Source organism: Streptomyces sp. NBC_00425 (genome assembly GCF_036030735.1).
Taxonomy (GTDB): domain Bacteria; phylum Actinomycetota; class Actinomycetes; order Streptomycetales; family Streptomycetaceae; genus Streptomyces.
This window is the reverse complement of sequence record NZ_CP107928.1, coordinates 7761484-7773701: the sequence shown is the minus strand read 5'-3', so window position 1 is coordinate 7773701 and position 12218 is coordinate 7761484. Positions and strand designations below refer to the sequence as shown.

Sequence of the window (12218 nt, the reverse complement as noted above, 5' to 3'; positions counted from 1 at the left end):
CGTTCGCGGCGTGTCGCCGGGGTTCGCGGGCGAGCGGTGCGAGCCAAGCTGGGCCGATGGACGAAGACCGCCGCCTCGCCCGCTGGGAACAGCGCACCGAGGTGCCCCTCGCACTGGCCTCCCTGGCCTTCCTCGTCGGGTACGCCGTCCACGTCCTCGCCCAGGCCGTCGCGGACGGCTGGCGGGACCTCTGCTTCGCGGTGATGCTGACGGCGTGGGCGATGTTCGCCGCGGACTACGGGGTGCGCTGGAGACTCAGCGGACAGCGCCTGCGCTTCGTCCGCTCCCACTGGCTGGACGGGCTGGTCGTCGTGCTCCCCCTCCTGCGGCCGCTGCGGATCGTCAAGCTCTACGAGGCCGTGCAGCGCCGGCACGGGCAGCCCCGGTTCTCGCTGCACGCACGCGTGATCGCCTATGCCGGGCTGTCCACGGGACTGCTCGGCCTCGCCGGCGCGCTCGCCGTGTACAGCCAGGAACGCGGAGCGCCGGGCGCGAACATGAAGACCTTCGGCGACGCCCTCTGGTGGACCTGCGAGACGCTCACCACCGTGGGCTACGGCGACATCACCCCCGTCACCTCGTGGGGACGGCTGATCGCGGTCGGGATGATGGCGTGCGGGCTGGCCCTGCTGGGCGCGGTCACCGGGTCGTTCTCGTCCTGGCTGATCCAGGTGTTCTCCCGGGAGGACGACAGGGCGAGCGGCCAGAGCCCGCCGGGACCCCGCAACGGCGACGGGCCCCCGGGGTGAACTCCCCGGGGGCCCGCGCACCACGACATCAGACCTGCGTACGCTCCTCGACGACCTTCGCGATCTTCGCGATGGCCTCGTCGAACGGGATGCCGTTCTCCTGGGAGCCGTCGCGGTAGCGGAAGGACACCGAACCGCCCGCCATGTCCTCGTCGCCCGCGATGACCATGAAGGGCACCTTCTGCTTCTGGGCGTTGCGGATCTTCTTCTGCATCCGGTCGGAGGAGGAGTCGACGTCGACCCGCAGCCCCTGCTTCCTGGCCGCCGCGGCGAACCTCTCCAGGTAGTCGACGTGCGTGTCGCCGATCGGGATGCCGATCGCCTGCACCGGGGCCAGCCACGCCGGGAACGCGCCCGCGTAGTGCTCCAGGAGCACCGCGAAGAACCGCTCGATCGACCCGAACAGGGCCCGGTGGATCATGACCGGGCGCTGCTTGGAGCCGTCGGGCGAGGTGTACTCGAGCGCGAAGCGCTCCGGCAGGTTGAAGTCGAGCTGGATGGTCGACATCTGCCAGGTGCGGCCGATGGCGTCCTTCGTCTGGACGGAGATCTTGGGGCCGTAGAAGGCGGCGCCGCCCGGGTCCGGGACCAGGGGCAGGCCCTGCTTCTCGGCGACCTGGCGGAGCGTCTCGGTCGCCTCCTCCCAGACGTCGTCCGAGCCGACGAACTTCTCCGGGTCCTTGGTCGACAGCTCCAGGTAGAAGTCGGTCAGGCCGTAGTCCCGCAGCAGGCCGAGGACGAACGTGAGCGTCTTGTCGAGCTCCTCCGCCATCTGCTCGCGGGTGCAGTAGATGTGCGCGTCGTCCTGGGTGAAACCGCGCGCGCGGGTCAGGCCGTGCACGACGCCCGACTTCTCGTACCGGTACACGGTCCCGAACTCGAAGAGGCGCAGCGGCAGTTCACGGTAGGAGCGACCGCGCGCGTCGAAGATCAGGTTGTGCATAGGGCAGTTCATGGGCTTGAGGTAGTAGTCCACGCCCTCGTCGAGCTGCATGGGCGGGTACATGCCGTCGGCGTACCAGTCCAGGTGCCCGGACTGCTCGAAGAGCTTCCCCTTCGTCGCGTGCGGGGTGTAGACGAACTCGTAGCCCTCCTCCTCGTGACGGCGGCGCGAGTAGTCCTCCATGACCCGGCGGACGACGCCGCCCTTGGGGTGGAAGACCGCCAGGCCGGAGCCGATCTGCTCCGGGATGGAGAACAGGTCGAGCTCGGAGCCCAGCTTGCGGTGGTCGCGCTTCTCGGCCTCGGCGAGGAAGTCGAGGTGCGCCTTCAGCTCTTCCCTGGTCGGCCACGCGGTGCCGTAGATGCGCTGGAGCATGGGGTTCTTCTCGCTGCCGCGCCAGTAGGCGGCCGCGTTGCGCATCAGCTTGAACGCCGGGATGGTGCGGGTGGTGGGCAGGTGGGGACCGCGGCAGAGGTCCTTCCAGCACAGGTCGCCGGTCTTCGCGTCGAGGTTGTCGTAGATCGTCAGCTCGCCGGCGCCGACCTCGACGTCCGCGCCGTCGTCGGAGGAGGCCGAGCCCTTGAGGCCGATCAGCTCCAGCTTGTAGGGCTCGTCGGCGAGCTCCTCGCGGGCCGCTTCGTCGGTGACCACGCGGCGGGAGAAACGCTGACCCCGCTTCTGGATCTCCTGCATCTTCTTCTCGACGGCCTTGAGGTCCTCGGGCGTGAACGGCTTCTCGACGTCGAAGTCGTAGTAGAAGCCGTCCTTGACCGGCGGGCCGATGCCCAGCTTGGCCTCCGGGAAGAGCTCCTGCACGGCCTGGGCCATCACGTGCGCGGTGGAGTGGCGCAGGATGTTCAGACCGTCCTCGGAGGAGATCTCGACGCCCTCGACCTCTTCGCCGTCCCGCAGCACGTACGCCAGGTCCCTGAGCTCGCCGGCCACGCGCGCGGCGACGATCGAGCGCTCGCCGGCGAAGAGGTCGGCGGCCGTGGTGCCCGTCGTCACCGTGCGCTCTTCCCGCTCGGAATCGCGTTGGATGATCACACGGACGTCTGACACCGGTCTCTCCTGACTGCAGGCGGATGCGGGCGCCGTACCGTGGGCGCGCGCAATAGGGGATCGTACCGACCCGCACCCGCCGACCGCGAAATCAGCCCCCGCCGTCCCGGCCGGTGACTAGTCGCCTCCGCAGGCCTCCTCGAAGAAGTCGACGTTCTCCTGGAGGGACTTCAGCAGGCGGTCCCGCTCCTCCTCGTCCACCTGCACGGGGACGACCCCGCACGCGCCGGTGACCCTGCGGAACCCGCCCCGGCTCTCCAGCCGGCCGCGCACCCGCACCGGCAGCCCCACCAGGTGGGCCTGTCCGGCGATGCGGTAGTCCTCCTCGTCGAGGGTCAGCCGGACGTGCGGGATCTCGGCGCCGGCCAGCACCCGCAGCCGTACACTGCCCTCGCCGCGCGGCCCCGACCTGCGCATCCGGACCACCGTGCCGGTGATCCGCACCGGCACGGAGGGCTCCTCGCGCAGAAAGCGGGCCCCCGCCTCGCGCAGCACGGGCAGGTCGCCGGGCGAGAACTCGACCGGCTCGCCGCCGGGGGCGCAGTCTTCGGGGACCCCGGCCGCGGGCGCCCATTCGACGGCGATCCGAGCACCCTGGGTCCCCCGCACGAGGGCGATGAGCGCCTCGGTCAGCTCGCGGCTGGCCCCCGCCTCCACGGCGCCGTCGAAGGCGTCCATGGCACCGGCCGCCCGCTGGTAGTCGATGGCCTCGCGCACGGCGTACAGGGCCTGGTGCAGCCGGACGGCGAGCGGACGGGCGGCGGCGACCGGTGCGAAGGCCGTCAGACGACGGCCGCCGTCCGCGGAGCCCACGAGGACGCCGTCCAGGGTCGCGAGGGCCGCGCGCCGGTGCCGGGCCCCGTAGTAGCCGGCACGCGCGCGTGTGGCGAGGGCGCCGGCCAGCAGCATCTGGCGGGCCGCGCCGCGCAGCTGTTCCTCGACGGCCCAGGAGGCGGCCCCGGCGGGTCCGGCCGGCGCGTCCCGCCACCAGCGGATCTCGTCGCTGGGCACGGCGAGCCCGAGAAGCACCTCGCGGGCGGAGGACGTGCCGCTGCGGGCGAGCGCCAGGAGCGCCTCGCCCAGCAGGTCGTCGCTGTCGGGGAAGGCCCGGCTCTCCGGCACGAGCAGGCTCGTTCCCGCGCCGCCGGGGCCGGGCGGGGTCCAGCGGCCGTAGCGTCCGGCGGCTCCGCCGCGCCGCTGCCAGCCGTGCCGCCGCAGCAGGGCGCCGAGGACGGCCGGGTCGACCTCGGCGGTCTCGGGGTGCCGGTCCCAGTGGGCCTCGGGGTGCGGCCGCACCGGCCGCAGGCGCTCGTCCAGGGGGCGGTGGGTCACGGTCTGCCTCCCGTCCCGGCTCGCGTCATGATCTCGCACAGCGCCCGGTCGTCGAAGATGCGTGCGGTCGGTATCCGCACGGTGGTGCGGGTCCGGCCGGTGATCGGGTGGCCGGCGAGATTGACCCAGTAGCAGCAGTGCCGCAGGTCGAGGCGGTCGTGGCCGGCGAGCAGCCACTGGTCCCGCACCCGGGGAACGATCATCACGACCAGGATCTTGTGCACGGTCACGGGAGTGCGGGCGAGCTTGCGCAGGTGGTCGTTGTCGAGGGTGAAGGAGAAGGAGTGGCCGGGCGGATCGGGCCGCACCTGGTAGGTGGCCTTCAGCTGCACCTTGATGGTGACCTCGTCGTCGACGGTGTGCCCGGGAGCGCTGTGGCTGACGTGCCAGTCGATGCCGTTGTCGGGGAAGGGCTGGGACAGCGAGCATCCCGCGGCGGCCGCGACGGCGTGCAGATAGCCCACCTGCAGTGTCTCCATGCAGGCGGTGGTGGCGAGCGTGCCGCGTTGTACGCCCGCGCGCTCGGGCAGCAGCCCGCTCCGCTCGGGCTGCGCTATCGCCATGACCAACAGCCTTCCCCGCAGAGCCGTTCCCCGTGACGGGCCGCTGAACTGCAAAGACCCGTACTCGTGTTGTGTCCTTCCGGCGTACGGCGCAAACAGCCCGGGTATCACCAAACTGGCAGAAGACGGTGCGTCAGCTGCCGTGGGTGAACGAGGGGTTGGATTGGTATGACGTACTGGTACGAGGGCCCTCTGGCCGCTTTTGACACGGAGACGACGGGTGTCGACGTGGAGACCGACCGGATCGTGTCGGCCGCCCTCGTCGTCCAGGACGCGCCGGCGGCGCGGCCGAGGGTCAGCCGATGGCTGGTGAACCCGGGCGTGCCGGTGCCCGCGGGGGCGACGGAGGTGCACGGACTGACGGACGACCATCTGCAGCGCAACGGCCGCTGGCCGGCGCCGGTGATGTTCGAGATAGCCCAGCTGCTCACCGAACAGGCTGCCGCGGGACGCCCGTTGGTGGTGATGAACGCGCCGTTCGACCTGACGCTGCTCGACCGGGAGCTGCGCAGGCACCGGGCCTCGTCGCTGGGCCACTGGCTGGACGCGACGCCGCTGCGGGTGCTGGACCCGCGGGTCCTGGACAAGCAGCTGGACCGCTACCGCAAGGGGCGTCGCACGCTCACCGACCTGTGCGCGCACTACGACGTGACACTGGCGGAGGCGCACGACGCGGCGGCCGACGCGCTGGCCGCCCTGGAGGTCGTCCGCGCGGTGGGGCGCCGTTTCGCCGCACGCCTGGAGCGCCTGTCCCCGGCCGAACTGCACGCCCTGCAGACGTCCTGGCACGCCGCTCAGGCACGGGGGCTCCAGGCGTGGTTCGCGCGCAGCGGCTCGCCGGAGACGGTGGACACGTCGTGGCCCCTGCGGCCCGAGATGCCGGCGGCGGCCTAGAGGCCTGCCCCGACGCGTGCGGCGACTCGTCCGGCCTGTGTCCGGACACGAAAAAGCCGGTCCGCTTGACGCGGACCGGCCTCTCCCGGTGGGCGATACTGGGTTCGAACCAGTGACCTCTTCGGTGTGAACGAAGCGCTCTCCCACTGAGCTAATCGCCCGGGAACGCACCGAACAATACAGGTCCCCGCACGCTTCCTTCAAACCGCTTCCAGGTACGCGGTCAGGCCGCGCCGCCCGGCCCGCATCATCAGCCGGTGGTTCAGGCGGAACACCGGCCGTCCCGGCACGGCGAGCCGTCTCAGCAGGGGCTTGTTCACCTCGACGGCCTGGTCGTAGCGGGCGAGGCTGCCAGAGCCGTCGGCGGTGACCGTCCAGCGCGCCCAGCCGTCGATGTCGCCCGACAGCGCGGTCTCCAGGATCCCGGCCGCGGGATCTCGCCGCACCTCACGCGCGGTGAAGGTCATGTCGTACGGCAGGAGGGAGCGGATGCGGACGAGACCGGTCGTGTCGTCGATCCGTTCCACCTCGCGGACCTGGGGCCACCAGCGCGGGTAGTCCTCGGCTCGCTCCAGCACCTCGTACACGCGCGTGGGGGGCGCGTCCAGCGGCCAGAGGCTGCGGAAGCGGTAGTGGGTCCAGTCCATGGACCGAGTGTGCCCGCCCGCGGAGCGGCCGACCGTATCTGAGTACGCCCTGAGTACGTGCGCTCATGCCCGCGCACGTGACGCGAGCCACACTCCCAGGCATGACGCATATTCCGCCCCCGGCCGACGAGCTGCGGCTGCTCGACGCGGAGCTCTGGCAACTGGACGCCCGCCGGGCTCAGTTGCTGACCCGCCGCGCCTGGCTGGTCACCGCCCTGCAGCACGCGGCGGCGGGCCCGGTTCAGCCGACCGCCCCGGTCCTGCCGGGCCCGTCGGCGCCTCGGGTTCCGGCCGCACCGCCCGAGGCCACCGCCCCGGGCGTGCAGAACGTCCTCCTCCTGCTCGGCGGCATCCTGCTCACCGTCGCGGCGATGGTGTTCACCCTGGTCAGCTGGGGTCATCTCGGGATCGTCGGCCGCTCCGCGGTGCTGGGCGCGGTCACCCTGGCGGTTCTGGGAGCGCCCGTGCCGCTGCTGCGGCGACGGCTGCGTTCGACCGCGGAGGCGGTCGCCGGCCTGGGCCTGGCGCTGACGTCGCTGGACGCGTACGCCCTGCACGAGGCCGCGTTCCCGGCGGCGGACGGGACGACGTACGCGGCGCTCGCCTTCACCGTGCTCGCGGTGGTGTGGGCGGTGTACGGCACGGCCCTCGCCACGTTGCCGGACTCGGCCGCGCTGCGACTCCCCCGTCCGGCCGCTCTGACGGCGGCTCAGCTCGTGCTGCCGCTCTGGGCGGTGAGCGCCGACGGCGGGCCGCACACGATCACGGTCGCGGTGCTGCTGACGGCCGCCTTCGACGCGGCGGTCGCGCTGCGGACGTCCGAGCGGGCGGTGCGTGTCGTCGCCGTGGTGTGCGCGGCCGGGACGGGTGGCTGGGGCGCGCTGACGGCAGGCCTGCTCTCGGTGGACGCGGCAGGTCCTGGCGCCGCGGCACGGGCCGCCGCGCTCCTCGCCCTCGCGGCGGCGATCGCCCTCGGGGTGTCCCGGTTCGCCCCGGGGACCGGCCCGGCGACGGGCACGGCGGCGGCGGGCGCCCTGTGCGCGGTCGTCGGCCTGGGCGGCGTGCTGCGGGTGTCGCTGCCCGGCGACTGGGCCGTCCCGGCGTATCTGGCCTGCGCGATCGCGCTGTCGGCAGGCGCCCGGGGCCCGGAGGCGGTGCGCCGGGGCTTCGCCTGGGCCTCCGGTGTCGTGCAGGCCGGCGCGGTGCTGTGGTCGGCGCCGGCCGTCGGCGTGGCGTTGCTGGGGCCGACGGCGTGGCTCGGGCGCGTGTGGTCCGGCGTTCCCGCCGACGCCCGGGCCGCGGCGGCGACGGACGCCTTCTGGCCGCCGCACGCTGTCACGGTCCCCCTCGTCCTCCTCGCGGTCGCCGCGGTCACGGCGACCTCGGTCCGCGGTGACGAGTGGCGGCCCCGGGCACTGACCGCCGCGCTGACGCTGACGTGGGCCGCCGTGCTCGTGACGCCGGCTGCCCTCCAACTCCCTTACACCGTCGGCCTGTCGGTACAGGGGCTGCTGACCCTGGCCCTGCTGGCGCCGGCGTCGCGGACAGCCACCGGGCTCGCCCTGGGTTCGTCTCTCGGCCTCGTCCTCCTCTCGCTGGCCGCCGAACCCGCCACGCTCACCGTGCTCGGCTCGCTCACCGTGGTGTGCGCGGCAGCCGCACGGCGTGGGCGCGCGACGCCGGCGACCGCGTCCGCGGCCCTCGGCTACGCCACGGCCCTGGCCTGCGCGGCGGGCGCCGCCGCCGACTGGCGGCCGGAGCACATCGCGCTGCTGGTGCTTGTGGTCCCGGCCGCCGCGGCCCTGGTCGCGGCCCGGACCGGCGATTCGGCCACCACTCTCGCGGTCGAGGCGACGGGCGCCGTCGCGGGCCTCGTCGCCATCGGCCTCGCGGTGTTCGACCTGCCCCTGCTCGCCCTGGTGCTGTCGCTGTGCGCGGTGATCGCCGCGGGCACGGCCGTCCGGCCGGACCGCCGCTTCGCCGCTCACGCGGCGGCGGTGCTCTTCGTCCTGGCGTCGTGGGTGCGGCTGGCCGACTGGCGGGTGGACACGCCGGAGGCGTACACGCTGCCGGTGACGGTCCTGGCGCTCCTCGTGGGCGTCCTGCGCCGGCGCAAGGACCCGCGGACGTCGTCCTGGGCGGCGTACGGCCCCGGGCTCGCCGCCACCCTTCTGCCCAGCCTCGCCGCCACCTGGTACGACCCGGCGTGGACCCGCCCCCTGCTGCTGGGCGCGGCAGCGCTGGCGCTCACCCTGCTGGGCGCCCGGCACCGGCTCCAGGCGCCGCTGGTGCTGGGCGGCTCGGTGCTCACCCTGGACGGCCTGCACCAACTCGCCCCGTATCTCGCCCAGGTGAGCGACGCGCTGCCCCGCTGGGTGCCTCCCGCCCTCGCCGGACTGCTGCTGCTCGCCCTCGGTGCGACGTACGAGCAGCGGCTGCGGGACGTCCGGCGGGTGCGGGAGGTGCTGGATCGGATGCGCTAGCCCAGGTCGCGGAAGCCGTGGCGGTACTGTCCCCGCACGGCTCCCGCAACGGCTCCCGGCAGGGGCCCGGCGTCCGTCACGGCATCTTGTCGCCGAGCAGTGCCAGGTTCTCGATGGCGGCGAGGCCGTAGAGCGCGGTGTCGTTCGTGGCGACCCAGGTGGCCTCGCTGCCCGCGACCAGGGTGACGGGGCCGCTGAGCGGCTCCGTCTTCCACGGCGAGGACTCGGTGTAGCCGTCGGAGCTGTAGAACTTCGTCCATGCCCGCTTGGCGAGCGCCGCGTCACCGGTCTGGACGGCGGCGTAGGCGTCGAGGCGCGAGTGGCCCTGGAACAGCAGCAGGGTGCCGAAGTTGGAGCCGTAGCGGGCCGCCTGTTCCGCCTTGGTGGCGTTGAAGTAGCGGCAGTAGTCGAAGTAGGCCTCGTTGAACTTCGGCATGTCGACCAGGTGGATCAGCTCGGCGCACAGCTCGTTGAGGCCGAAGACGGCCGACAGGTGCGAGACCTCGACCTTGGGCTTGTCGGCGACGGCGAACCTGCCGGTGTCCAGGTCGTACAGGCCGCTGCCCTGGACGAACCCGTTGGGCTGGGCGGCGATGGTCTCCATGGTCGACAGCACGCGCGCCTTGGCCTTCTGCCACTTGGGGCCCTTGCGCTCCCACTCGGTCAGCCACGCCGACACCAGACCGCTCCAGTCGGTGCCGAAGCCGATGGACAGGGCGTGCCGGTCGGGCGTGTACGGCTCGGTGCGGATCTTGCGCAGCGGGTCCAGGGCGAGGAACGTCTCGTCGGAGTCGACGTTGGCGTGCATCAGGTCGCCGACGCGTTCGTCCGCCGTGAGGAAGTAGTAGTAGCGGCGGTAGGTGGTGTTGGCGATGCGCTGCTGCTTGGCACTGTCGGCGTAGTGCTGGACGCCGTGCCGGGTGCCCAGGCCCGCCCACTTGCCGAGGTGGTAGACGTCGACCTCGCCGGTGTGCCGGGTCATCGCCTCGGCGAAGCGGAAGATGTCCGCGCGGCCGCTGCGCAGGTACGCGAGCCACAGCCAGAGGTCCGGTGACAGCTCCGAGTTGTCCCAGGCGTACCCGCCGATGTCGTACCGCCACTGGTGCCGGACGGTGTCGTAGGTGTGCATGATGTCGCCGTAGTCCCAGAAGCCGTACCAGCGGCGCTGCTCCACCTGGCCCTTGTAGTAGGTGAAGAGGAAGTCGAGGTGGTCCTCGATCTTCGCCTTGGCGGGAGTGGAGCGGTCCGGCTCGGAGTACAGGCCCGGGCCGAACACCTTCGCCTTGATGAGCTGCTTGGGCGGGGCCGCGAGCTGCGGCAGCACCCGGACGGCCTCGACCTGTTCGGCGAGCTTCTCCGGCGCCGGCGTCGACTCGTTGGCCCAGAAGAGGAGTTCCGAGGTGCGGGCGATGCCGTAGGGGGTGCCGAAGCCGGGCTCGTAGTCCTCGTAGGTGATGTTGAGGCCTTCGAGCTGTTCGGGGAACGAGTCCTGGCCCATGCCGTCGTGGTAGAAGCGCAGGTCCATGGGCTGCGCCTCGGGCGACCAGAGCCAGAGGGTGACCTCGGCGGCGTCGGTGTGCGCGTCGCGGACGTCGAGCTGGGCGGGGTGCTTCTCCCAGAAGTCCCTGAGGCCGAAGGAGAAACCGCCGCTCACCCCGCCGACGTACCCGAAGCCGGACGCCCGCCTGCCGCCGCCGGCGCCGATCCAGCCGTGGCCCTTCTTGGTGCGCTTGCGGAGGGTGAACCCGTCGGCGGAGAGCTGGGAGAGGGTGTAGTCGCCCCACTCGGGGATGTACTGGAGGCGGGTGGTGACCCGCTGGTCCCAGGTCGCGGGGTCGGGGAGCTTCTGGCCCGCGTACTGGGCGGCCTGCACCGCCGCGCCGGGGTCGCGCCGCAGACCGGTGATGCCCTTGACCGCCTCGCGCAGCAGCCCGGCGCCCTCGCCGCCGATGCGGATGTGCCGGTCGTAGGACTCGTCGCGCATCGGGACGGTGAAACGGACGCCGAGGCCCCTGATGAAGTCGCCGCTCGCCTTGCCGGGCTCCTGCTTCCCGTCGTAGGTGATGGTGTGCACCATGCGGAAGGAGTCGGCGCCCGCGTAGAAGTAGAGGCGGATGGAGAACGGCAGCCAGCTGCGGCTGCCCTTGCGGTGCCTGCCGTCGATGCGGACGACCGCGCGGACCGGGCCCGACTGCTCGACGGTGACCTCGTCGACGGCGCCCTCGAAACGCTCGGTCCTGACCGTGCCCTGGTCCTCGTCCTCGATCTCCGGCTGACGGATCAGGACCAGCCGGCCGTTCCTGGCGATCTCGGTGGAGCCGCGGGTGACGGACTTGATGAGGGTGGCGCCCGACGTGCCGATCTTCGCCGTGATGACGCCCGTCGAGACGTCGATGGTGCCGCCGCGCTTGCCGACGGTGACCTTCTTGGCGGGGGCGGCCGGGGCGCCGGCGGCGAGCGTGAGCTTGCCCGACCCCGAACTCACGGCGTGCGCGGTCCACTTGAGGGAGCCGTCCGGCCAGTAGGCGATCGGCCAGGACTGTACGGGGACGTCCTTGCCGGCGGCGTCGGTCAGGGCGAAGGTCTGGTCCTCCTGGTACGCGCCCATGGGCCAGGGCACGCCGAGGGTGGAGCCGGGGGCGGCGCCGAGGCCGCCGTCCTCCAGCCAGTCCAGGGTCACCGGATCCGTGTCGGCGGCCGCGGTTCTCGGCGCGGCCTCGGCGTCCTTGGCTCCCAGGGCCCAGCTGAACTGCGCGGCGGCGCCGGCGACGGCGGCCGCCTTGAGGAGGGACCTGCGGGGGATGGGGGACATGGCCTTTCCTTTCCGTGCGACAGGCAGGGTGGTCAGGGGCATGACAGAGAGAGGTGCGACGCCCGCGGCGCCGACCTGGTGCGGGTGGTACGGGTGGTGCACCGCCCTCAGTGGTGCGGGTGCGCCGCCCTCAGCGGTGCCGGTACCGCTGCTCGACGGCGACGGCCGCCGCCGCGACGGCCCCGAGGACCGGGACCGCCAGCGGCAGGACGAACAGGGCGGACAGGGTGACGACGGCCAGCCCGCAGACGACCAGGAAGGACCCGGCGGGGTCGAGCACGGTCCGCCGCCCGGCGTCCGCGACCAGCGCCCGCCAGGCGGAGCCCGGCGTCCAGACGGCCGCCGCCCGCAGCAGCGCCACGGCGAGCCCGATCAGCGCGAGGACGCCGACGGCTCCGACGAACGGCCCACCGGGAAGACCGGCCCGCACGGCCAGGACGTCCATCCAGACCGCTGCGGCCGCCGCCCAGCCGGCGAGCCCGATGGCCCACCCGCCGCGCACGGCGGCCCGGAAGTCCGCGGCGAACTCCCGCAGGCCGCCGTTCTCGTGGCGGGTACGGCGTCGCAGATGCCGTGCGCCGGCCGCGAAGGCCGCGGGGTAGGTGACGACACCGAGACAGGCCACCGCGATCCACACCCCGGTGAGCAGACACTCGGCGAAGACCGCGAAGCGCTCGCCGAAGACCGACTCCCGGCGCGAGAAGCGCGCCTTCACCCGTGTCTGCGCCATGGT

The 12218-nt window shown here is 72.8% G+C and carries 9 protein-coding genes and 1 tRNA gene; 3 read left to right on the top strand and 7 right to left on the bottom strand.

What is annotated here, in order from left to right; all coding sequences use genetic code 11:
• The first annotated feature begins 56 nt into the window (after nucleotides 1–56).
• Nucleotides 57–749, top strand: a complete 693-nt coding sequence (locus OHS82_RS34240; RefSeq protein WP_057580372.1) for a potassium channel family protein — start codon at nucleotides 57–59, stop codon at nucleotides 747–749.
• A 28-nt stretch (nucleotides 750–777) separates the two neighbouring features.
• Here OHS82_RS34240 and thrS read toward each other — a convergent pair whose 3' ends face one another.
• The 3 genes from thrS to OHS82_RS34225 all read right to left on the bottom strand — a co-directional run bounded on the left by thrS (nucleotide 778) and on the right by OHS82_RS34225 (nucleotide 4649).
• Nucleotides 778–2754, bottom strand: coding sequence for a threonine--tRNA ligase (gene thrS, locus OHS82_RS34235; RefSeq protein WP_057580373.1), 1977 nt, complete (start codon nucleotides 2752–2754; stop codon nucleotides 778–780).
• A gap of 117 nt (nucleotides 2755–2871) precedes the next feature.
• Entirely contained in the window at nucleotides 2872–4086 is a 1215-nt protein-coding gene (locus OHS82_RS34230) for a hypothetical protein (protein ID WP_057580374.1), read from the bottom strand.
• Complete coding sequence (locus OHS82_RS34225; protein ID WP_057580375.1) at nucleotides 4083–4649, bottom strand: DUF4365 domain-containing protein; 567 nt, start codon at nucleotides 4647–4649, stop codon at nucleotides 4083–4085. Before OHS82_RS34225 ends, OHS82_RS34230 begins: the two co-directional genes overlap by 4 nt.
• Nucleotides 4650–4817: 168 nt before the next feature.
• On the opposite strand from OHS82_RS34225, the gene OHS82_RS34220 reads away from it, so the two are divergent.
• Nucleotides 4818–5543: a 3'-5' exonuclease gene (locus OHS82_RS34220; RefSeq protein WP_057580376.1), complete on the top strand. Its 726-nt coding sequence runs from the start codon at nucleotides 4818–4820 to the stop codon at nucleotides 5541–5543.
• An 89-nt stretch (nucleotides 5544–5632) separates the two neighbouring features.
• Here OHS82_RS34220 and OHS82_RS34215 read toward each other — a convergent pair.
• Nucleotides 5633–5704 (bottom strand) — tRNA-Val (locus OHS82_RS34215).
• Between the two features lie 39 nt (nucleotides 5705–5743).
• Nucleotides 5744–6190, bottom strand: a complete 447-nt coding sequence (locus tag OHS82_RS34210; RefSeq protein ID WP_057580377.1) for an SRPBCC family protein — start codon at nucleotides 6188–6190, stop codon at nucleotides 5744–5746.
• A gap of 101 nt (nucleotides 6191–6291) precedes the next feature.
• Between OHS82_RS34210 and OHS82_RS34205 the strand changes: the two genes are divergently transcribed.
• Entirely contained in the window at nucleotides 6292–8673 is a 2382-nt protein-coding gene (locus OHS82_RS34205; protein WP_370444153.1) for an SCO7613 C-terminal domain-containing membrane protein, read from the top strand.
• Between the two features lie 76 nt (nucleotides 8674–8749).
• On the opposite strand, the gene OHS82_RS34200 is transcribed toward OHS82_RS34205, so the two are convergent.
• The gene (locus tag OHS82_RS34200) at nucleotides 8750–11485 is read right to left on the bottom strand and encodes an exo-rhamnogalacturonan lyase family protein (RefSeq protein WP_328435166.1); all 2736 of its coding nucleotides are present in this window, start codon (nucleotides 11483–11485) and stop codon (nucleotides 8750–8752) included.
• Nucleotides 11486–11615: 130 nt separating this feature from the next.
• The gene (locus OHS82_RS34195) at nucleotides 11616–12215 is read right to left on the bottom strand and encodes a hypothetical protein (RefSeq protein ID WP_328435165.1); all 600 of its coding nucleotides are present in this window, start codon (nucleotides 12213–12215) and stop codon (nucleotides 11616–11618) included.
• Nucleotides 12216–12218 lie beyond the last annotated feature (3 nt).

What these genes read in the sequence shown, in the direction of transcription:
- OHS82_RS34240 (WP_057580372.1), top strand. Translation starts at nt 57, where the DNA reads ATGGACGAAGACCGCCGCCTCGCCCGCTGGGAACAGCGCACCGAGGTG.
- OHS82_RS34225 (WP_057580375.1), bottom strand. Translation starts at nt 4,649, where the DNA reads ATGGCGATAGCGCAGCCCGAGCGGAGCGGGCTGCTGCCCGAGCGCGCG.
- OHS82_RS34220 (WP_057580376.1), top strand. Translation starts at nt 4,818, where the DNA reads ATGACGTACTGGTACGAGGGCCCTCTGGCCGCTTTTGACACGGAGACG.
- OHS82_RS34210 (WP_057580377.1), bottom strand. Translation starts at nt 6,190, where the DNA reads ATGGACTGGACCCACTACCGCTTCCGCAGCCTCTGGCCGCTGGACGCG.
- OHS82_RS34205 (WP_370444153.1), top strand. Translation starts at nt 6,292, where the DNA reads ATGACGCATATTCCGCCCCCGGCCGACGAGCTGCGGCTGCTCGACGCG.
- OHS82_RS34200 (WP_328435166.1), bottom strand. Translation starts at nt 11,485, where the DNA reads ATGTCCCCCATCCCCCGCAGGTCCCTCCTCAAGGCGGCCGCCGTCGCC.
- OHS82_RS34195 (WP_328435165.1), bottom strand. Translation starts at nt 12,215, where the DNA reads ATGGCGCAGACACGGGTGAAGGCGCGCTTCTCGCGCCGGGAGTCGGTC.